This window comes from Kitasatospora phosalacinea, assembly GCF_000717185.1.
Lineage (GTDB): Bacteria > Actinomycetota > Actinomycetes > Streptomycetales > Streptomycetaceae > Kitasatospora > Kitasatospora phosalacinea_A.
The window spans coordinates 1-19,300 of sequence record NZ_JNYE01000017.1 but is presented as its reverse complement, the minus strand read 5'-3'; the positions used below and the strand labels follow the sequence as shown (position 1 = coordinate 19,300).

Sequence of the window (19,300 nt, the reverse complement as noted above, 5' to 3'; positions counted from 1 at the left end):
CTTGCCCGCCTGCTCTCGCCTGCGGACAAGACAGACTGTACTGCATCGCGACCCCCCAGGTCGAACCGGCTCCGGAGCACCCCGGAACCGGTCCGACCAGGCCGTCAGAGGGTGGCCGCCGCGGCCTCCATCGCCTTGAGGATCCGCTTCTCCGACACCGGGCTCGGCGTGCCCAGCCCCTGCGCGAAGAAGCTCACCCGCAGCTCCTCGATCATCCAGCGCACCGCCCGCACCTCCGGCGACGGCTCCCGGCCCGCCGGGACCTTCGCCAGCAGCTCCCCGTACGCCTGCTGCACCGCCTGCACCTTCAGCAGGTTCTGCAGGTCGCGCTGCGGGTGGTTGGGCAGCGCCTCCAGGCGGCGGTCCACCGCCAGCAGGTAGCGCTTCAGGTCGCCCAGGCGCGACCAGCCGGTGTCGGCCACGAAGCCCGGGTGCACCAGCGAGGCCAGGTGCAGCCGCACGTCGTTCACCGCGGACAGCAGCACCGGGCTGGAGACCGACTTCAGGCGGGTCGACGCCTTGTGGAAGGCGATCAGCGCCGAGGCCGTCTTCAGCGTGGTGTCCGCCGACAGCTCGTACAGGTCCGCCCGGACCTTGTCGTACAGCGCGCCGAACGCCTCCGCGTCCCAGGCCACCCCGCCGTTCAGCGTCATCAGGCGGTCGGTCGCCGCCGCCACCACGTCCTCGAACAGGGCCGGGACCGAGCCGTGCGGGTTGTACGACAGGGCGAGCTTGGCCTGGTTGCCCAGCCGGCCCTGGATCGACTTGGCCGGGGAGTTGACCCGCAGCATCAGCAGGCGGCGGGTGCCCGCCCACATCGCCCGCTGCTGGGCCTCCGGGGTGTCGAACAGCTTGATGCCGACCGTCGCGCCCTCGTCCACCAGCGCCGGGTAGGCGCGCAGCGAGTGCCCCTTGGAGCGCTGCTCGAAGGTGCGCTGCAGGACCGGCAGGTCGTCCGGCCAGGCGGTCAGGCCGGTGCGCTCGATGCCGCGGCCGGACGCGGCGCTGGACAGCGTCGCGGACAGCTTCGGCTGGAGCTTCAGGCGCAGCTCCTCCAGGTCCTTGGACTCGGCGAGCTTCCGCTTGCCGTCCACCACCCGGAAGGTCACCTTCAGGTGGTCCGGGATCCGCTCCTCGTCCCAGGCCTCCGGCGGGATCGGCAGGCCCGACATCCGGTGCAGCACCCGCTCCAGCGTCGGCAGCAGGGGCTCCTGCCGGTCGGTCAGCTCGCGCATCGCCGCCCGGGCGTAGTCCGGCGCCGGGACGAAGTTGCGGCGCACCGCCTTCGGCAGCGAGCGGATCCAGGCCGTCACCAACTCGGCGCGCAGGCCCGGGATCTGCCAGTCGAAGCCCTCCGACACCACCTGGTTCAGCACCGCCAGCGGGATGTGCACCGTCACGCCGTCCGCGTCGCTGCCCGGCTCGAACTGGTACGTCAGCGGGAAGCGCAGCTTGCCCTGCTGCCAGAAGTCCGGGTAGTCGGCCTCGGTGACGCCGTCCGCCGAGTCGTTGATCAGCATCGACTTCTCGAAGTTGAGCAGGTCGGGCTGCTCGCGGCGGGCCTTCTTCCACCAGGCGTCGAAGTGCCGCCCGGAGACCACGTCCTCGGGCAGCCGGGCGTCGTAGAAGTCGAACAGGGTCTGGTCGTCCACCAGGATGTCCCGGCGGCGGGCCCGGTTCTCCAGCTCCTCGACCTCGTCGAGCAGCTTGCGGTTCTCCGCGAAGAACCGGTGGTGGGTCTCCCAGTCGCCCTCCACCAGCGCGGTGCGGATGAACAGCTCCCGGCACAGCTCCGGGTCGATCCGGCCGTAGTTGACCTTGCGCTGCGCGACGATCGGCAGCCCGTACAGCGTCACCCGCTCGTACGCCAGCACCGCGCCGGCCTTCTTCTCCCAGTGCGGCTCGCTGTACGTGCGCTTGATCAGGTGCGCCGCCAGCGGCTCCACCCACTCCGGCTCGATCTTCGCGTTGATCCGCGCCCACAGCCGGGAGGTCTCCACCAGCTCGGCCGACATCACCCAGCGCGGCGGCTTCTTGAACAGCCCCGAGCCCGGGAACACCGCGAACCGGGCCCCGCGGGCGCCCGCGTACTCGCGCTTCTCCACGTCGAACAGGCCCAGGTGGGAGAGCAGGCCGGACAGCAGCGCCTGGTGGATCCGGTCCGCGTCCGGCTCCGCGTCGTCGTTCGGCTCGTCGATGGTGACGCCGAGCTGCTTGGCGATGGTGCGCAGCTGGACGTAGACGTCCTGCCACTCCCGTATCCGCAGGTAGTTGAGGAACTCGGACTTGCACATCCGGCGGAACGCCGAGGAGGACAGCTCCTTCTGCTGCTCCCGCACGTAGCGCCAGATCGACAGGTAGGACAGGAAGTCGGAGGTCTCCGACTGGAAGCGGCGGTGCCGCTCGTCGGCGGCCTGGCGCTTCTCGGCGGGGCGCTCGCGCGGGTCCTGGATGGAGAGCGCGGCGGCGATCACCATCACGTCGCGGACGCAGCCGAGGCGGTCGGCCTCCAGCACCATCCGGGCCATCCGCGGGTCGACCGGGAGCTGGGCGAGCTTGCGGCCCAGCTCGGTCAGCCGCTTGCGGTGGTCCTTCTCGTCCGGGTCGAGGGCGCCCAGCTCGTGCAGCAGGTTGACGCCGTCCTTGATGTTCCGGGAGTCCGGCGGGTCGAGGAACGGGAAGGCGGCGATGTCGCCCAGGCCCGCCGCCGTCATCTGGAGGATCACCGAGGCCAGGTTGGTGCGCAGGATCTCGGCGTCGGTGAACTCGGGGCGGGAGAGGAAGTCCTCCTCCGAGTACAGCCGGATGCAGATGCCGTCCGAGGTGCGGCCGCAGCGGCCCTTGCGCTGGTTGGCGCTGGCCTGGCTGACCGCCTCGATCGGCAGGCGCTGCACCTTGGTGCGGTGGCTGTAGCGGGAGATCCGGGCGGTGCCCGGGTCGATCACGTACTTGATGCCGGGGACGGTCAGCGAGGTCTCGGCGACGTTGGTGGCCAGCACCACCCGGCGCTGCGAGGAGCGCTGGAACACCCGGTGCTGCTCGGCCGAGGAGAGCCGGGCGTACAGCGGCAGGACCTCGGTGGACCTCAGTTTCAGCTTGGTCAGCGCGTCGGCGGTGTCGCGGATCTCGCGCTCGCCGGAGAGGAACACCAGGATGTCGCCCGGCCCTTCGGCCTGGAGCTCCTCGACGGCGTCGCAGATGCCCTGGATCTGGTCCCGGTCGCGGTCCCGGTCGTTGTCGTCCTCCTCCGGGTCCCCGTCCTCGACGAGCGGGCGGTAGCGGACCTCGACGGGGTAGGTGCGGCCGGAGACCTCGATGATCGGGGCGTCGTCGAAGTGCGCGGCGAAGCGCTCCGGGTCGATGGTCGCGGAGGTGATGACGACCTTGAGGTCGGGGCGGCGGGGCAGCAGCTGCTTGAGGTAGCCGAGCAGGAAGTCGATGTTCAGGCTGCGCTCGTGCGCCTCGTCGATGATCAGGGTGTCGTACTGGCGCAGGTCCCGGTCGGTCTGGATCTCGGCCAGCAGGATGCCGTCCGTCATCAGCTTCACCAGGGTGTCCTGGCCCGCCTGGTCGGTGAACCGGACCTTCCAGCCGACCGCCTCGCCCAGCGGGGTGGCCAGCTCCTCGGCGACCCGCTCGGCGACCGTGCGGGCGGCGATCCGGCGCGGCTGGGTGTGGCCGATCAGGCCCTGGACGCCGCGGCCCAGCTCCAGGCAGATCTTCGGGATCTGGGTGGTCTTGCCGGAGCCGGTCTCGCCCGCCACGATCACCACCTGGTGGTCGCGGACGGCGGCCAGGATCTCGTCCTTCTTCTGCGCGACCGGCAGCTCCTGCGGGTACCTGATCACCGGCACGGCCGCCCGGCGGGAGGCCACCCGGGCCTCGGAGCGGTCGAAGTCGGACGCCAGCTCGGTCAGCACCTTCTGCCGGCCCTCGGCCGACCTGACCTTGCGGGTGCCCTCCAGGCGGCGGCCGAGCCGCTGCGCGTCGCGCAGCATCACGCCGGGCAGCCGGGCGGCCAGCTCCGCGAACGTGGGGGCGGGCTGCTGGGCTACGGGAGAACTCACTGCGGGCATCCCTCTAGGTTGCAAAAAGTGGGGGCCGGGGCGCACCTCGGTTTTCGAGCACGTCCAGTGTCACAGGCACGGCGGGCCGACCGCGAACAGCCGCCGCCGGGCCCGCCGCGCGGAATCGACCGGGTACCCGACCGTTTCGCCCGGGCCGGGTACTGACTAGCCTGGGGGGAACAGGCTTTCGGGGAAGAGTCGCACGGGGAAACAGGGGGACGGGTCGTGGACCTGATCGGAGACGTCAAGCACCTCGTCGGTGACGTGGCGAAGGTCGCCGAGGACATCGTCATGGCTCCGGCCGAGATCGCGCACTGGGCGCTCGGCAAGATGTTCGGCGACGCCGACGCCGAGCTGAACAAGATCGCCCAGGAGCTGGCCGAGCTCGGCAAGCAGGTCGACGGCCTCGGCCGCGAGGTCAACGGCCTGCTCGGCAGCCTGACCTGGCACGGCGCGGCCGCGGACGCGTTCATCGCGCACGCGCAGGGCCGGGTGCGCGAGCTGAACGGCGTCGCGGACGAGCTCGGGCAGCTCGGCGACTCCGTCAAGCAGCTCGCCAACGTCCTGTAGCACCTCCCGGTCGGGGTGACGAGAAAGAGGGGGAACACCGCGATGGCGGGGAACCAGTTCGGCTTCCAGCCGGGTGAACTGCTGAAGATCCAGCGGGACTTCGAGCAGGTCAACCAGCGGATGGAAGAGATGTCCGGCAAGCTCGGGCACATCAAGGCAACTGTCGCCAAGGCGGCGGCGACCGACGTGTTCTCGGGCTGGATCATGGGCGTCCTCGGCGCGGGGAAGATCCTCGCCGAGGTCACCCGGGACGTCCACGAGATCAACGCCCGGGCCGAGGCGCTGGCCAGGACCAAGGAGAAGCTCACCAAGGAGCTGGGCGAGGACGCGGCGAAGATCAAGAAGCTGATCGCCGACTACGAGGCGGTCGAGCGGAAGATCGCCGAGGACCTCAAGCGCAAGCACGACGAGCAGGCCAAGCCCGCCTCCCCCAAGTCGCCCGGCACCGGCATCGACGGCGTGGGCGGCGGCAGGGGCGGTGGCGGCGGCACCGGCGGCGGTGGCGGCGGTGGCGGGGGCCACGCCGGGCAGCCGTCCTCGCCGCACACCGGCGGCACCGACACCAGCGGCAACGACGGGACGGGCGTCATCAGCGGCCCGGGCGGCAAGCACGACGGCCCCAAGCTGAAGGACCGCTCGACCGGCGACTGGAAGACCAAGATCGTCAACGGCAACAGCTGGGACGCCTGGTCCGACCACCGGCACCCGCGCAACGGCGAGGGCCGCGGCGTGCTCGCCCGGCCCAAGCTGGACGGGGTGTCGGACGAGCGCCGGGCCATGGTGGAGCGGGCGATGGAGCGGGTCGAGCGCAAGCTCGGCTACAGCCAGGGCGCCGTCACCAACGGCTACCGGGTCGACTGCTCCGGCTTCGTCTCCGCCGCCTGGGGCCTGTCCGGCCCCGGCACCACCACCGGGCCGCTGATCAGCGAGGCGTCCGGCATCGCCCACCACATCGCCCGCAAGGACCTCCAGCCCGGCGATGCGCTGGTGGTCGACAACCGCAGCGAGCAGCACGTGGTGCTGTTCGGCGGCTGGGCGGACGCCGCGCACACCAAGGCGATCATCCTGGAGGACTCCGGAAGCCAGGGCTGCATCTCGCACGAGGTGCCGATGTCCAAGCTGGCCGAGTACACCCCGATCCGCAAGAACGGCATGTGACCCGGTAGGTGAACAAGCGTCAGGGCGCTCCCCCGGTGGTTGCGGGGGAGCGCCCCGGCCGTTGCGGCGGCCGGGCCGCGGTCAGGCGGTGAACCCGGCGACCAGCGCCACGAAGGCCCCGGGCTGCTCGTGGACCACCACGTGGCCGCTCTCCAGGGCCTCGAAGCGGGCGCCGGGGACGGCGTCGGCGAGCTCGCGGGTGAGGGCGAAGCGGACGGTGCCGTCCTTGGTGCAGCCGGTCACCGGGGTCTCGGCGGTGACCCGCGGCAGCAGCGGGCGCAGGTCGTCGGCGAGCCCGGCCCAGGTGGTCATGCGGGTGGTCATGCGGGTGGTCGGGTACGGGGGGTCGGGCCGGGCCCGGCCCGCGGTCGGGACCAGTCGGCGCACCAGGTCGGGGCGGTGCGCGGCTATGGTGGCGGCGACCACCGCGCCCGGCGAGGAGCCCACCAGGTCGACCGGCTCGCCCCCCCTCGGCCTCGATCACGGCGACGATCTGCTCCGCGAGCAGTTCGGGCGTCAGCTCGGGCGTCAGCCCGCCGCCGTCGTCGACGGACTCGCCGCAGCCCGCGAAGCCCGGCAGGACGCCCTTGCGGTCGGCGCTGAAGTGCTCGACCAGGTGGCCGGAGGCGCCCTCGGCGCCCGAGCCGGTGCCGTGCACCATGACCAGGACGTCGGCCGGGGCCGCGGCGGGGGCGGGGGCGGGGGCGGGGGCGCCGGTGGGAGCGGTGGGGCCGGGTACGCCGGGAACCGCGGGCCGTCCGGTTAGGGTGGGCTGATGAGCGAGCAGCAGCGTCCCGGGTACAAAGCGGACCCCACGTCGGTCCATCCGGTGGCCCGGGTGGCCTTCGGCGTGGCCGGGACGGCTCTCATCGCGCTGGGCGTGGTGCTGCTGATCCTGCCCGGCCCCGGCATGCTCCTCCTGCTGGCGGGCCTGGTCCTCGTCGCCCGCGCGGTGCCGGCCTTCGCCCGCTTCGTGGAACCGGTACGGGCCAAGGCCATGCAGGGCGTCGAGGCGAGCGTCGCCTCGGGCTGGCGGATCGCGGGCTCCGTCCTCGCCGGACTCGGCCTGATCGGTGCGGGCGTGGTCGCGGTGCTCTTCCCCGCCCTGCCGTTCGCGGGCTGGCCCACCGGGGCGAGCCTGGTGCTCTCCGGGCTGATCCTGCTCGGGCTGCTGCTCTGGAGCCACCGCCGGGTGCACGGCGCCCGGTAGGGCGCGCGTTCAGGGGCCCGGGGAACGGCGGGCCCGGGGAACGGCGGGCACGGGGAACGGCGGGCCCGGGTCTGCTGACGGTTCACTGCTGTTGCGCGCCGTTGCTCCGGGTTCTGTTCACACGGCCCGGAGCAGCACGGACACGCCGATGGGCTCCGGCCGCCAGCAGCTCGGACCCGCCGTTCCCCGACCCCTGACGGGCCTCTTCAGCGGGTGAGGTGGAAGGCGAGGCGGGCCGCGGCGCGCAGCGGCAGGGCGGGGCGGGGGAGGGCGAGGGCGGTGCGCAACGGGGGGTCGAGGAGGGCGGCGCCGAAGGCGGGGGCGTGGCGGGCGAGCGGGCCAGGGAGGCGGGCGGCGAAGAGCGGGGCGACGGCCCGCCAGAGTCGGTGCCCGGCCTCGCTGGGGGCGAACCTGGCGGTTTCGAACTCCCGCATCCAGACGGCGGTCTCGGCCAGGGTGGGCCCGGGGAGCGGCGGGAGCCGGAGGGCCGCGGCGAGTGCGGCGGCGAAGGCGGCGGCCGCTCCGCGTTCGGCGGGGGTGGCGGCGGCGTGCTCGGCCGGGCAGACGGTGAAGCAGGCCAGCACGTAGCGCATCAACTCCTCGTCCACGCCCGGGAGTCGGTGCATCGCGGCGAGTTCGGCGACGATCCCGCGTCCGGCGGGGCTGTCGACGCCGTGGCCGATCAGGGCGAACATCATGGCGCCGGTGGCTTTCGCCCGGGCCTTCGGCGCGGACGCCAACTTGCCGGTGCCGGAGAGGACTTCGGCGATCTCGGGGACGGCGAAGGTGCGGACGAAGCCGAGCGTCAGGCCGACCCGGGCGCGCTGCGGGCGCCGGTGCAGGACGAGGGCGGCGAAGGCGTCCCGCGGGGGCGGCGGCGGAGGGCTCACGTGCGGGGTTCCAGCGCGCGGTCCAGCAGCGGGGAGCGCAGGTAGGCGGCGACCAGGACGAGGTGGCCGCGCTCCTCGTCGGGCGCGGTGTCCAGGCCGGGCAGGGCGGGCTGCTCCTCGCGCGGCCGGGGGACGGCCCCGGTGGCGAGGGCGGCGACGGCGGAGCGCATCGCGGCGGCGACCACCAGGGCGTCGCGGTGGGTGGGGGCGAGCGAGGCGCGCCCGGCCAGGCGCTGCGCGGCGTGGACGGCGCCGGGGTCGACGAACGGACGGAGGGTCAGCTGGCCGTCGCGGATCTCCAGCCCGCGCCGGGTGGTGCGCCACTCGAGGTCGCGCAGGGCGAGGCGCTCGCGCCAGGCGGGGGAGGGCGGGCCCTCCAGGGCGAGGCGGCGGTCGGCCCGGTAGACGAGGTCCCAGAGCGGGCGCAGGGCGCGGAAGTCGCGGCGGCGGGCGGCCCAGGCGGCCGCGGCGGGCCCGGCGAAGCCGCAGGTGATGCCGATCGCGCCGAGGGCGGCGAAGGCCGGGCCGAGGGCGGTGCTGAGCCACTCGGCGCCGTCGACGCCCGCGTGGGCGAGCGTGATCGCGGCGATCTTGCACAGGACGTAGCCGCAGGCGGTGAGCGCGCCGAGGGCGATCAGCCGGATGCCGCGGCGCAGCGGGCCGAGCGGGAGGCGGGCGGCGTGGCCGAGGCAGACCCGGCCGATGTCGACCAGCGCGTAGGCGAACAGGCCCTGGTAGAGGGCGAGGAACAGGGCGGTGGCGGTGCGCGGGGCGAAGGTGGTGTCGAAGGTGAGCGGGGTCTCGGGCCGGTAGGGGCCGCCGACCAGGAACAGGGCGGCCAGCACGGGGACGAGGGCGGCGAAGACGGCGGTGCGGCGGCGCACCCGCTGCCGCAGCCGCTCGTCCAGCGGGGCCCAGACCCGGCTGCCGGTGCGCTCCTCGGGCGGGGTCCAGACCAGGGCCAGGACCACGGCGGCCGCGGAGAAGCCGACGATGCCGAGGTAGACGAACAGGGTGGCGAGGTTGCCGACGCCGGTGAGGTGCCCGATCGCCCGGTACAGCACGGGGGAGGCGAGCAGGAAGGCGGTGGCGGGGGAGGCGATCGCCAGGGCGACCACCAGCAGCCCGAAGGACGGGTCGCGCCGCCAGGCCCGCAGCTTCAGCGCGGCGACCAGCCAGGCGGCGCCGCCGATGCCCAGGTAGACCAGGTCGTACGGCAGTTCAGACATGCTGTCCCTTGCGGTGCTCCAGCGCGGGGGCGAGCTGCGAGGTGGTGCCGGCGCCGGGGGCGAGCACCAGGACGCGCATCAGTTCGGCGCCGAGCACCTCGGCCTCCTCCTCGGCGGCGTCGTCGTAGTGCGAGCGGCCGAGCACCAGCCGGACCATCTCCGGGTCGATGGTGGGCAGTTCGACCCGTGCGGCGTCCGGTTCGTGCGGTGCGGGCACGGGCAGGTGGCCGCAGAGCAGGTGGGCCAGCTCGTGGCAGACGATGTGCGCCCGGTGCAGGCCGGAGGTCTCCTCCTCGACGTGGACGACGTCCTCGGCGGGGAGCCGTTCGACGAAGCCGGAGGGTTCGCCGACCCGCATCCGGCGCGGGGCGATCCGGATGGTCCGGCCCAGGTGGGCGGAGACCGCGTCGCAGAGCTCCTCGACGGTGCTCAGGGGCGGCAGGCGCAGGTCGCGCGCGACTCCCCGCATCCGGCGCCGGGTCCGCCCCAGTCCGCTGCCCACACCGCGCACGTCGACCTCCTCCGGCAGCCGCCAGTTCCCCAGCGGCACCTGCTGACGCTCCGTCACGTCGCCGGGCCGGCCTCGTCCGGCTGCCCGTCGGTCAGGCCCACGGCCCGCCGCAACTGCTCCACAATAGTGAGTGCGGCGTCCTGCATCTCGGGGGGCAGCCCGGCCGCGCGCATCGCGATCCGCTCGACCCGGGCGTCCCGCAGCGCCTCGATCTTGCGCAGGTCCTGCTCCACCGCGCGGGCGGTCTCCGAATCGGAGAAGTAGTCGAGCGGGACGCCGAAGAACTTCGCGATCCGGACGGCGTTCTCCAGGCTCGGTTTCTGGGTGCCCTTGCGCAGGTTGCCGATGTAGGTGCCGCTCAGCCCGGTGCCTTCGGCGATCTCGCTGTCCCGCCAGGGACGGCCGAGGTCCTTGGGGTAGATCACCGCTATCAGGCGCCGGAAGCGGCTGGCGAAGTCCGGGGCTCCGGCACGGGGGGTGTCCTGGGGCATGTGCCGGATCATAGAGGCTCCGTACCCCCGGGCGTATCCCCCGTCCGTCCCCTTCTGCACGATCGTTGGTGAAACCGTGCGGAAAACGTGGGGATCGGTCATTCGCGGGGTGCGGGCGGCAGCGGGGAATCCACGATAGTTGACACGCCGTGGACCAGGTCGGCAGGATCGGCATCCGGATGCTCGGGCGCCGTTGCCCCACGGGGGTGGGCAGCGGCGCTCGGTTGTTCCCGCGCCCGCGCCCGCGCCCGCACTCCGCCCGCGCCCGCACTCCGCCCGCACTCCGCCCGCCGCGGGCCTCCTCGGGTTTCCTCGGATCTCCTCCGTCCGTCCGCCGTGGATCCGGAGTACGGAATTCCGCTACCTCTGCTTCATCCGGCGTTCCCCGCAAGGTGGTTCGGCCCGGATACGCTGCGCGCGTCCCCGCCCGGCGGCACTTCCGCCAGCCATTCCGGGCGCCCAGCCCGAAAGGCCGCGCAGCCGATGGCACCCCGTCTCTCCGTCGTCGTCCCGGTGTACAACGTCGAGCGCTACCTCGCCGCCTGCCTGGACTCGATCGCCGCCCAGGCGTTCGCCGACCTGGAGTGCGTCATGGTCGACGACGGCTCCACCGACGCCAGCGCCGCCGTCGCCGAGGAGTACGCCGCGCGCGACCCGCGGTTCCGGCTGGTCCGGCAGCGCAACCAGGGCCTCGGCGCGGCCCGCAACGCCGGAGTGCGCCACCTCGACCCGGGCACCGAGTACCTGGCCTTCGTCGACAGCGACGACGTCGTGCCGCCGCACGCCTACCGGCTGATGGTCGACACCCTGGACGGCACCGGCTCCGACTTCGCCACCGGCAACGTGCTGCGGCTGCGCTCGACCGGCCTGGGGCCCTCGTACGTGCACCAGCGCCCGTTCGCCGAGACCCGGCTGCGCACCCACGTCAGCGAACTGCCCTCGCTGGTCACCGACCGCACCGCCTGGAACAAGGTCTACCGGCGCTCCTTCTACGACGCCGCCGGACTGGACTACCCCGAGGGCATGCTCTACGAGGACGCCCCGGTCAGCGTCCCGCACCACTTCCTGGCGAAGAGCGTCGACGTGCTGTCCGAGCCGGTCTACCACTGGCGGGTCCGCGAGGACGGCGACCGCTCGATCACCCAGCGCCGCACCGACCCGCGCGGCCTGGCCGACCGGATCCGCTCCATCGAACTCGTCCGCGGCTGGCTGCTCGACCGCCCCGAGCCGGTCTTCCGCGAGCACCTGCGGGCCTACGACCACAACACCCTGGTCGAGGAGGTCCCGATGTTCTTCTGGACCGTCCCCGACGGCGACCGCGCCTACCGCTACGCCTACCACCGGCACGTCACCCGGCTGGTCAGCGCGATAGGGGACGACCGGATCGACGCGCTGCCGCCGTTCCTGCGCCTCAAGTACCGGCTGACCGTCGCCGGCCGGGTGCACACCCTGGCGAACGTCCAGCGGCTGCACCGGCGGGTGCGCAACACCCGCAAGGCGCTGCGCCGGAAGTGACCGGGCCGCCTGTCCGTCCGCCCGTCCGTCCGCCCGTCCGCCCGTCAGCAGACCGGCTTCGCCGAACCGCCCTGCACGTCGGTCGACTTGAGGTACGCCAGCCGGTGGTTGTAGCGGACCGGGTAGTACGCGTCGCAGCCGACCACCAGGGTGCGGTCCTCCGGCGCGTCGCCGCCGATGTTCCGCGCGTAGTAGAAGTCGCCCCGCACCGGCTCGGCGTCCGCGGCCGGGTACGCCTGCCCGGCCGGGACGGTCGCCGACAGTGGCACCACCTGCTGCACCGGGATCGACGGGTGGCCCCGGTACGCGGCGGCCTCCGGGTAGGCGCGGCCGTACACCGGGATCGCGGCCGCGCCGGGCCGCGGGGTGAGCACCGTCCGGCCGGGGCGGGTGTCGCGGACGGCGGCGGATCCGCCCGGGTTCGCGAACCAGGCCTTCTGCCCGTCGTACCAGATCGCCGTCCAGTCGCCCGCGACCTCCGCGACCACGTACCGGGCGCCGGTGACGGCCTTGTCCCGCCAGTCGGAGGCGTCCCGGGTGCCGCCGTTCAGCAGCGGGGCGTCCGGGGACGGGCCGGTGCGCAGGTAGACGAAGTTCTCCGGACGGTCCGAAGTTCCGTTCACCGGGGGGCGGTTGGTGTCGAACGCGGGGGAGACCACGACCGTCTCGCCGACCGCGGGCGGCCCGCTCGGGCCGGGCAGCGGGGCGCCCAGCAGCTCCAGGTAGTGCGCCCAGTCCCAGAAGGTGCCCGGGTCCCAGTGCATCCCGGCGACGTTCGCCTGCACCGGCCCCGGCACGTCGTCGTGCCCGAGGACGTGCTCCCGGTCCAGCGGGACGCCGTAGCGCGCCGCCAGGTGCCGCACCAGCGCGGCGGAGGACTGGTACAGCTGCTCCGAGTACCAGGTCGGCCGGTCCTTCGGGAAGGCGTAGCCCTCGTGCTCGATCCCGATGCCGTGCATGTTGAAGGTCTTGTTCCCGGCGTGCCAGGCCACGTCCCCGTTGTCCACCAGCTGCGTCACGTGCCCGTCCGAGGAGCGCACCAGGTAGTGCGCGCTGGCCTGGCTGCTCGGGTTGCGGAAGGTGGCGAGCGAGCCGTCGTAGCCGCCCTCGGTGTCGTGCAGCACGACGTACTGGATCCGCTGGCCGTCGGCCGGACGGTTCGCCTCGGTGTAATTGCCGTACGAGGTCGGGTCCTTCGGGTCGGTCAGCGCGTACGCGGCCGGGCGGAAGTCGCAGTCCAGCCCGGCCGGGCAGTCGGCGACGGCCGCGGCGCCCCGGGGCTCGGCGGTGTCGGTGGTGTCGGCGGGCGGTTCGGCCGGCCGGTCGACGCGCAGGGCGGGGGAGGCGGCGAGGCGGACGTGGCGGCCGTCGGCGGTGGTGCGTTCGGCGCCGGTGCGCAGGGTCGCGAACACCCGGTCGGCGAACGGGCTGCGCGCGTTCCCGCCGAACCGGGCCACCGCCGGGTACCAGGCGCCCGGGTCGCCGTCCGGCGCCCGGCCGGCCTCCCGCTGGTAGTGCGCCAGCAGCGCGGCGGCGCCGCGCAGGTTCTGCGCCGGGTCGGCCGCCAGCTCCCCGGCGGGGCGGCCGACCAGCGCGGCGGCGGCGTCCAGCGTGTGCAACTGCGGGCCGTCCGCACCGGCCGGGACGGCGGCCGGGTCGACCCGGGTCAGCCCGGCCACTCCGTAGTTGCCGGTGGTGCTGGGCGCGCCGCCGTGCGACTCCCACCGGGTCTGCTGGTAGGCCAGCGCCAGCAGGAGGTCCTCCGGTACGCCGAACTCGGCTGCGGCGGAGGCGAATTGGCGTTGCAGTCGATCGCCGTCCGGGGTGTCGGCGGTGGCGGCCGGGGCACCGGCGGTGGCGGCCGGAGCCGCCCCCAGCACGGTGGCGACCAGGGCCGTCGCGGCGGCCGCGGCAGCGGCTCGGGGCATCCGGAACACCGGGTCCTCCTGCTCGTGGGCGCGCCCGCGGACGTCCTCGGGCGGTCGCGACGCTACCGGCCGGGCCCGGCCGGGCGGGGCTGCGACCCGCGTCCGGAAGGGTGGCCGTCCACCCGCTCCGCCGACGGCCCCCGGCGGCGCGGACGCAGCAGTGCCGCCCGGGCCCGCAGCAGCCCCGGGACCAGCAGGTAGACCGCGGTCGGGACGACCAGCGCCGTGAGCACCAGCACCCGCAGCGGCACGGCCAGCCCCGCCAGCGGGGGGCCGAGCAGGACCTGGGCCAGCGTGATCGCCGGGTAGACGGCCAGCCAGGTGAGCAGGGCGCGGACGTGCACGGAGGGGGCGGCGGGCGGCGCGGCGGCGGACGCGGTGGCGGGGGTGGTGGCGGATGCGGTGGCTTCGGGGGCGGCGATCGACACGGGGCACGTCCTGTTCGGTCGGGGCGGTCGGGCGGGCGGGTGCGGTGTGGTGCAGGGCGGTGCGGTGCGGTCGCTCGAAGGTATCCAACTGGTTGGTTGGACGTCAACTATCCAGTTGGTTGGCAGCTGCCCCGTTCCGCCCTACGCTGGCCGCATGACCCAGGACCCGGCCGCCGCCACCGCCACCGCCACCGCCGCCACCACCAAGCAGCGGCTCCTCGCCGCCGCCCGGGAGGAGTTCGCCGCCCACGGCATCGCGGGCGCCCGCGTGGACCGCATCGCGGAACTGGCCGGCGTCAACAAGGAGCGCATCTACGGCTACTTCGGCAGCAAGCAGAAGCTCTTCGACCAGGTGGTCTCCCAGGCCCTGGACGAACTCGCCGAAGCCGTCCCGCTGCGCCCCGGCGACGACCCCGCCGAGTACGTCGGCCGGGTCTACGACTTCCACCGGGCCAACCCCGTCCTGGTCCGGCTCTCGCTCTGGGAGGGCCTGCACTACCGCGACGAGGCCCTGCCCGACGAGGAGCGCCGGGCCACCCACTACGAGCGCAAGGTCGCCGCGCTCGCCGAGACCTTCGGCACCGAGGTCTCCCCGGAGGTCGCCTCCTGCCTGCTCGGCCTGATCGCGCTGGCCGCCTGGCCCAGCGCGGTGCCCCAGATGTCCCGGCTGATCCTCGGCGCGGGCCCCCGGCCCGACCTGCGCGCGCACCTGGTGGAGTTCGCCCGGCGGGCGGTCGCCGACTCCCTCCCGGCGGGCGGGGGCGCGGGCACGGGCGCGGAGGCCTGACGCGCGGCGGATGCCACGGTGCCCCCGGAGCGGACCTCGCGGACCGCGCTCCGGGGGCACCGTGCGTCGTGCGTCAGGCCTCCGTGCCCGTCAGGCCTCCGTGCCCGTCAGGCCTCGGGGGTCAGCCACTGGACGAACTGCACCACCAGCCCGTTCGGGTCGGTGACCTGGAACAGCCGCTCGCCCCACGGCTCGTCCAGCAGCGGCATGGTGATCTCGACCCCGGCCTCCTTAAGCCGGGCCTCGGTGCCGGCCGCGTCGTCCACGGTGAAGGCCAGGATCAGCCCGGCCGCGTGCTGGTCGCGGAAGCCGACCGGCAGCACCTCCAGGCCGCGGCGCAGCAGCACCACGTTCATCCCGGCGTCCGGGTGGCCGAGCGAGACGAAGCCGTCGGCGGACATCTCCTCCCGGAAGCCGAGGTGCTCGGAGAAGAAGGCGGCGGAGGCCGCGACGTCCTCGACGGTCAGGGACACGGCGGAGCGGTTGATCTTCAAGGCGGGGTCCTCCCGGGTCGTGTCGCACCAGAATCTCTGTACGGCGTACAGTATACATGGTACGGAGATTTCTGCATGGGAGAATCCCGCGCATGGCCAGCAACCGGAGCAGCGCCGGAGACCCCGCGCACACCCTCGCCCTGCTCTGGGGCGTCCCCCTCGCCCCGACCGCGGGCCGCCGCGGACCGCGGAAGGCCCACTCGCCGGCCGAGATCGCCGCCGTCGCGATCCGGACCGCCGACGCCGAAGGGCTGGACGCCGTCACCATGCGCCGCGTCGCCCAGGAGCTCGGCCTCTCCCCGATGGCCCTCTACACCTACGTCCCCGGCAAGGCCGAACTCCTTGACCTGATGCTCGACACCCTCTACGCCGCGATGCCCCGCAGCACCCCCGCCGACCAGGGCTGGCGCGCCCGCGCCACCGCCGTCGCCGACGACAACCGCGCCCTCTACGCGGCCCACCCCTGGACCGCCGCCGTCCCCACCACCCGCCCCCCGCTCGGCCCCGGCCTGATGGCCAAGTACGAGTACGAGCTCCGCGCCCTCGAAGGCACCGGCCTCGACGACGTCCGCCTCGACGCCGCCCTCACCCACCTGCTCGGCTTCGTCCAGACCTGCGCCCGGACGGCCGCCGACGAACGCGCCGCCCAGCAGGACAGCGCCATGAACGACGAGCAGTGGTGGGAGGCCAACGCCGACCTCCTCGCCCGCGTCCTCGACCCCGCCCGCTATCCCGTCGCCACCCGCGTCGGCGCCGCCGCCGGCCAGGCCCAGGGCGGCGCGTACAACGCCGACCACGCCTACGAGTTCGGCCTCCCCCGGGTCCTCGACGGCCTCGCCGCCCTGATCGAGCAGACGTCCCGCTAGGTCTTGTCCGGTCGGTCCGGTGACCACCCGTCACCGCTGCGATTTAAACCGAGCGGCCGGTCGTTCGCGTCCACTAGCATTCCCCGCGCCCTCCGGGTGGTGCTCGCCCGAACACCACCGGCAGGGCCCCAGGGGAGGACACCACGTGAACAGAACCACGGCCGCCCGCGCCCGCGCGGCCTTCGCCCCGGTCGCAGCCGCCGGCCTCGCGCTGCTCGCCGTCGTCGCGCCCGCGCACGCGGCCACCGGCGCCCCGCTCGTGCCGACCGACCTGTACAACGACTACCGGGCCTGCTCGACCGACCCGGCCGCGCCCCTGTACGTCACCGGGCGGGCCGGCCTCACCGTCGAGGGCATCCCGGGCAACACCGACCCCGGCGCGATGTGGGCCACCGCGCAGTACCGGGCCTGGCCGCTGTCCGACCCCGCGGCGCTCGTCACCGCCGAGCGCCCCTACGCCTACGCGGGCAGCGAGGCGGTCGCCACCCTCGGCGGCTACGGGGCCCCGCTGCGCGACGGCGAGACCTACGCCTGGCAGGCCAGGACCGTGGACCCGGACAGCGGCGCCGCCTCGGACTGGACGGCGCCCTGCTACGTGGTCACCGACGACACCTTCCCGGACGCCGAACCGACCGTCAGCTCGTCCAACTACCCCTCCGGGCAGGTGAACCAGGGCGGCGCCCCGATCGAACTCACCCTCGGCGCCAACGGCGTGGACGACGTCGCCGGGTACGCGTTTACCTGGGAGGGCACGTTCCCGATCGCGGGCGGCGCGACGATCGGCGACCACGGCATCCCGACGTACCACGACCCGTACACCACCAGCCCGTCCTACTTCGCCCGGGCCGACTCCCTCGGCGGCCCGACCACGGTCGAGCTCGTCCCGCCGCAGGACACCGGCTACCTGGTCCTCCAGGTGAAGAGCCTGGACCGGTCGTTCAACGCCTCCCGGCCCACCACCTACTACATCGCCGTCAAGCGGAACGCGCCGACGGTCACCGAGGTCTCCAACTCGCCGCAGTACGGCAAGGAGGCGACCTTCAAGATCACCCCCGACCCGGGCCTCCAGGCGGCCAGCCCCGTGGTCAGCTACAGCGTCCGGCACCTCGGCCGGAACTGGACGGACACCGTCGTCCCGACCTCCGCGAGCGGCATCGCCGAGTTCAAGGTCGCACTGGACGACCCGGACGGCGACAGCCTGCTCGTCACCTCCACCAGCGCCGACGGCTGGGTCAGCCAGCAGAACTGGTGGCGCGCCGACGGCGCCGACTCCGCCCCGACCGTCACCTCGGCCACCTACCCCGAGAACGGCACCGGCGGCAGCGCGGGCGTGCCCGGCACCTTCGCCTTCACCCCGACGGTCAAGGGCCTGGTCAGCTACACCTACTCCGTCAACTGGGGCCAGCCCGTCACCGTGCCCGCCGGCCCCCGCGGCGAGGCGCAGATCGACTGGACCCCGCCCGCGAGCGGCTGGTACGCCCTGGACGTCCAGGGCGTCACCAAGGACGGCGCCCGGACGGGCATGACCTCCTACTACTTCACCGTCGGCTGACCCGTCCGCCCTGCCCGCCCCGCCGGCCTCGCCCGGGGCGGGCGGGGCTCAGCGGCCGCGGGCCTCGCGGGTGGCCTGGGCCAGCCAGTGCAGGTACCACTCGCCGACTGAGAGACACAGCGACCCAGGCGGCGAGTCGGCAACCGGAGTCAGCGACCCTCGGTCCAGAACTGCTGGAGTCGCGCGATCGCCTGGGCCTTGTCCAGCTCGGCGACCTGGCCCTCGGTGAGCCCGACGCGGTTGATCAGCATGAAGACCAGATCCACGGGAAGCGCCTCGCGTGGTGGCTCAGGCGCGCCTCGATCGGGGAGCTGGCCGTCCAGGACGCACGGCCAGAAGACATCCTCCGTCACGTCGAGCTGATCGCGGAGGACATGCGCCCACATGCTCGCGCCGTACGCGGTGCGGTCGACCGGATGCGATACCCGAGTACGCAGGATCCGCCCATCGGGGAGCCCGAACTCATAGGTGATGTGATGGGTGCCGGTGCGGCCGCGGGCGTCACGTACGCGGTCCCAGCCTTCAACCTTGCAGAACTGCTCGTGTCGTTCGCGGGTCGGCTGAGGCCAGGTCACTTCGCGACTCCGAGCAGCCAGTCGCGGAGCTGCGCGTCGTCACTGAGACCGATCAGCTGGACCAGGCCCCAGTTGTCACGGTGGTTCGGAGCGCTCAGGAGTCGGTCCTGCCAGTCCTCCGCGTACTCGCGGAGCGCGTCGATCATTTCGTCGATGGCCTCGTCGAACGTGCCGCCGTCCGCGGCGATCGGGAGGCCGGGGAAGAACACCGACCAGCCGCCGCCCTCGGCGACCACCTCGGCCTTGGACGGGCACAGCAGCGTGAGTGCGTGGCGTAGTCGCCCCGCGTCGACTACCGCCGCGTACCCGGTGTCCCGGCGCACGGTCGCGACCCGGCCCTGTCCGGCTGCGTCCAGCAGATCCTTCAAGTGTGCGCGGGCTTCGGTGTAGCTCTCGTAGTGGACCGCTGTCATTGGGAGCCTCCTCATCCGAGAACCAGGATCGCGTCCCGCTGTCAAGTACGTCAAGTACGTCAAGTACTCGCTCCGGCGGGAGGGCGGTGACCGTCCGCCGTGCCGCTGGCGTCAAACGACACGAAAATGCCCCCGAAGCGAGCTGCTTCGAGGGCATCGTGCCTGTTCAGGCTATGTGGCCAGGGCCGGGGTCGAACCGGCGACCTTCCGCTTTTCAGGCGGACGCTCGTACCAACTGAGCTACCTGGCCGTACTGCACCGCCTCTTGCGAGACGAGCGATCCCGACGGGACTTGAACCCGCGACCTCCACCTTGACAGGGTGGCGAGCTAACCAACTGCTCCACGGGACCTCATGCGGATCGCTCCGCACAGGACCTTACTACGGTACTGCGTACCCCCAACGGGATTCGAACCCGTGCTACCGCCTTGAAAGGGCGGCGTCCTGGGCCACTAGACGATGAGGGCTTGCGGCCCTTCCGGCCGGATCATCCGGCGTTCGGGGACGTCGAGAAGCATATGGGATGCCGGGCGGGAACGCCAAAACGGTTTCCGGGGGTCGGCGCGGCGGCGGTGAGCGCCGGGTCGGGCCGGGGGCGGGGAGGGACGGGGAGGGGC

At 73.5% G+C, this 19,300-nt stretch carries 18 protein-coding genes and 3 tRNA genes; 7 read left to right on the top strand and 14 right to left on the bottom strand.

The window, feature by feature from the left end:
- Nucleotides 1-104: 104 nt before the first annotated feature.
- On the bottom strand, nucleotides 105-4,076 hold the full coding sequence (gene hrpA, locus OO57_RS09765) for an ATP-dependent RNA helicase HrpA (protein ID WP_033251948.1): 3,972 nt from the start codon (nucleotides 4,074-4,076) through the stop codon (nucleotides 105-107).
- Nucleotides 4,077-4,292: 216 nt separating this feature from the next.
- Between hrpA and OO57_RS09760 the strand changes: the two genes are divergently transcribed.
- Together OO57_RS09760 and OO57_RS43710 are read left to right on the top strand one after the other, a co-directional pair.
- Entirely contained in the window at nucleotides 4,293-4,637 is a 345-nt protein-coding gene (locus OO57_RS09760; RefSeq protein WP_051777058.1) for a hypothetical protein, read from the top strand.
- A gap of 42 nt (nucleotides 4,638-4,679) precedes the next feature.
- Nucleotides 4,680-5,795, top strand: coding sequence for a hypothetical protein (locus OO57_RS43710; RefSeq protein ID WP_051777056.1), 1,116 nt, complete (start codon nucleotides 4,680-4,682; stop codon nucleotides 5,793-5,795).
- 81 nt (nucleotides 5,796-5,876) lie between these two features.
- Here the strand turns inward: OO57_RS43710 and OO57_RS42365 are convergent, their stop codons facing one another.
- Nucleotides 5,877-6,242, bottom strand: coding sequence for an alpha/beta fold hydrolase (locus tag OO57_RS42365; protein ID WP_033251947.1), 366 nt, complete (start codon nucleotides 6,240-6,242; stop codon nucleotides 5,877-5,879).
- Between the two features lie 328 nt (nucleotides 6,243-6,570).
- Here OO57_RS42365 and OO57_RS09740 point away from each other — a divergent pair, with 328 nt between their 5' ends.
- On the top strand, nucleotides 6,571-7,005 hold the full coding sequence (locus tag OO57_RS09740) for a PGPGW domain-containing protein (protein WP_051777053.1): 435 nt from the start codon (nucleotides 6,571-6,573) through the stop codon (nucleotides 7,003-7,005).
- A gap of 206 nt (nucleotides 7,006-7,211) precedes the next feature.
- On the opposite strand, the gene OO57_RS09735 is transcribed toward OO57_RS09740, so the two are convergent.
- Genes OO57_RS09735 through OO57_RS09720 form a run of 4 tightly spaced genes read right to left on the bottom strand, consistent with a single transcriptional unit; the run spans nucleotide 7,212 to nucleotide 10,126 of the window.
- Nucleotides 7,212-7,895, bottom strand: a complete 684-nt coding sequence (locus OO57_RS09735; RefSeq protein WP_051777050.1) for a hypothetical protein — start codon at nucleotides 7,893-7,895, stop codon at nucleotides 7,212-7,214.
- Nucleotides 7,892-9,124, bottom strand: a complete 1,233-nt coding sequence (locus tag OO57_RS09730; RefSeq protein ID WP_033251944.1) for an MAB_1171c family putative transporter — start codon at nucleotides 9,122-9,124, stop codon at nucleotides 7,892-7,894. The genes OO57_RS09735 and OO57_RS09730 overlap by 4 nt, the downstream gene beginning before the upstream one ends.
- On the bottom strand, nucleotides 9,117-9,692 hold the full coding sequence (locus tag OO57_RS39260; RefSeq protein WP_158715071.1) for a hypothetical protein: 576 nt from the start codon (nucleotides 9,690-9,692) through the stop codon (nucleotides 9,117-9,119). Before OO57_RS39260 ends, OO57_RS09730 begins: the two co-directional genes overlap by 8 nt.
- The gene (locus OO57_RS09720; RefSeq protein WP_063737528.1) at nucleotides 9,689-10,126 is read right to left on the bottom strand and encodes a helix-turn-helix domain-containing protein; all 438 of its coding nucleotides are present in this window, start codon (nucleotides 10,124-10,126) and stop codon (nucleotides 9,689-9,691) included. The genes OO57_RS39260 and OO57_RS09720 overlap by 4 nt, the downstream gene beginning before the upstream one ends.
- Nucleotides 10,127-10,609: 483 nt before the next feature.
- On the opposite strand from OO57_RS09720, the gene OO57_RS09715 reads away from it, so the two are divergent.
- A complete protein-coding gene (locus OO57_RS09715) occupies nucleotides 10,610-11,641 on the top strand; it encodes a glycosyltransferase family 2 protein (protein ID WP_033251943.1) in 1,032 nt (343 codons plus the stop codon).
- 44 nt (nucleotides 11,642-11,685) lie between these two features.
- Here OO57_RS09715 and OO57_RS09710 read toward each other — a convergent pair whose 3' ends face one another.
- Both OO57_RS09710 and OO57_RS09705 read right to left on the bottom strand, forming a co-directional pair.
- A complete protein-coding gene (locus tag OO57_RS09710) occupies nucleotides 11,686-13,569 on the bottom strand; it encodes an N-acetylmuramoyl-L-alanine amidase (protein ID WP_158715070.1) in 1,884 nt (627 codons plus the stop codon).
- A gap of 62 nt (nucleotides 13,570-13,631) precedes the next feature.
- Entirely contained in the window at nucleotides 13,632-13,997 is a 366-nt protein-coding gene (locus OO57_RS09705; protein ID WP_234337287.1) for a hypothetical protein, read from the bottom strand.
- A 154-nt stretch (nucleotides 13,998-14,151) separates the two neighbouring features.
- On the opposite strand from OO57_RS09705, the gene OO57_RS09700 reads away from it, so the two are divergent.
- Entirely contained in the window at nucleotides 14,152-14,784 is a 633-nt protein-coding gene (locus tag OO57_RS09700) for a TetR family transcriptional regulator (RefSeq protein WP_051777042.1), read from the top strand.
- 107 nt (nucleotides 14,785-14,891) lie between these two features.
- On the opposite strand, the gene OO57_RS09695 is transcribed toward OO57_RS09700, so the two are convergent.
- A complete protein-coding gene (locus OO57_RS09695; protein WP_033251942.1) occupies nucleotides 14,892-15,278 on the bottom strand; it encodes a VOC family protein in 387 nt (128 codons plus the stop codon).
- Nucleotides 15,279-15,370: 92 nt separating this feature from the next.
- On the opposite strand from OO57_RS09695, the gene OO57_RS09690 reads away from it, so the two are divergent.
- Both OO57_RS09690 and OO57_RS09685 read left to right on the top strand, forming a co-directional pair.
- Nucleotides 15,371-16,144 carry a TetR/AcrR family transcriptional regulator gene (locus OO57_RS09690; RefSeq protein WP_033251941.1) on the top strand — a complete coding sequence of 258 codons (774 nt, stop codon included), beginning with the start codon at nucleotides 15,371-15,373 and terminating at the stop codon, nucleotides 16,142-16,144.
- Between the two features lie 145 nt (nucleotides 16,145-16,289).
- A complete protein-coding gene (locus OO57_RS09685) occupies nucleotides 16,290-17,696 on the top strand; it encodes a hypothetical protein (protein WP_033251940.1) in 1,407 nt (468 codons plus the stop codon).
- Nucleotides 17,697-17,845: 149 nt separating this feature from the next.
- On the opposite strand, the gene OO57_RS09680 is transcribed toward OO57_RS09685, so the two are convergent.
- The 5 genes from OO57_RS09680 to OO57_RS09660 form a co-directional block, all read right to left on the bottom strand.
- Nucleotides 17,846-18,271: a hypothetical protein gene (locus tag OO57_RS09680; RefSeq protein ID WP_033251939.1), complete on the bottom strand. Its 426-nt coding sequence runs from the start codon at nucleotides 18,269-18,271 to the stop codon at nucleotides 17,846-17,848.
- On the bottom strand, nucleotides 18,268-18,684 hold the full coding sequence (locus OO57_RS09675; protein WP_033251938.1) for a prevent-host-death protein: 417 nt from the start codon (nucleotides 18,682-18,684) through the stop codon (nucleotides 18,268-18,270). The genes OO57_RS09680 and OO57_RS09675 overlap by 4 nt, the downstream gene beginning before the upstream one ends.
- 176 nt (nucleotides 18,685-18,860) lie before the next feature.
- Nucleotides 18,861-18,934, bottom strand: a tRNA-Phe gene (locus OO57_RS09670).
- Nucleotides 18,935-18,961: 27 nt separating this feature from the next.
- A tRNA-Asp gene (locus OO57_RS09665) sits at nucleotides 18,962-19,035 on the bottom strand.
- A gap of 42 nt (nucleotides 19,036-19,077) precedes the next feature.
- A tRNA-Glu gene (locus tag OO57_RS09660) sits at nucleotides 19,078-19,150 on the bottom strand.
- Nucleotides 19,151-19,300 lie beyond the last annotated feature (150 nt).

Coding starts and splice junctions, on each gene's coding strand:
- hrpA (WP_033251948.1), bottom strand. CDS start 4,076: ATGCCCGCAGTGAGTTCTCCCGTAGCCCAGCAGCCCGCCCCCACGTTC.
- OO57_RS43710 (WP_051777056.1), top strand. CDS start 4,680: ATGGCGGGGAACCAGTTCGGCTTCCAGCCGGGTGAACTGCTGAAGATC.
- OO57_RS09740 (WP_051777053.1), top strand. CDS start 6,571: ATGAGCGAGCAGCAGCGTCCCGGGTACAAAGCGGACCCCACGTCGGTC.
- OO57_RS09730 (WP_033251944.1), bottom strand. CDS start 9,124: ATGTCTGAACTGCCGTACGACCTGGTCTACCTGGGCATCGGCGGCGCC.
- OO57_RS09720 (WP_063737528.1), bottom strand. CDS start 10,126: ATGCCCCAGGACACCCCCCGTGCCGGAGCCCCGGACTTCGCCAGCCGC.
- OO57_RS09715 (WP_033251943.1), top strand. CDS start 10,610: ATGGCACCCCGTCTCTCCGTCGTCGTCCCGGTGTACAACGTCGAGCGC.
- OO57_RS09710 (WP_158715070.1), bottom strand. CDS start 13,569: ATGCCCCGAGCCGCTGCCGCGGCCGCCGCGACGGCCCTGGTCGCCACC.
- OO57_RS09700 (WP_051777042.1), top strand. CDS start 14,152: ATGACCCAGGACCCGGCCGCCGCCACCGCCACCGCCACCGCCGCCACC.
- OO57_RS09690 (WP_033251941.1), top strand. CDS start 15,371: ATGGCCAGCAACCGGAGCAGCGCCGGAGACCCCGCGCACACCCTCGCC.
- OO57_RS09675 (WP_033251938.1), bottom strand. CDS start 18,684: ATGACAGCGGTCCACTACGAGAGCTACACCGAAGCCCGCGCACACTTG.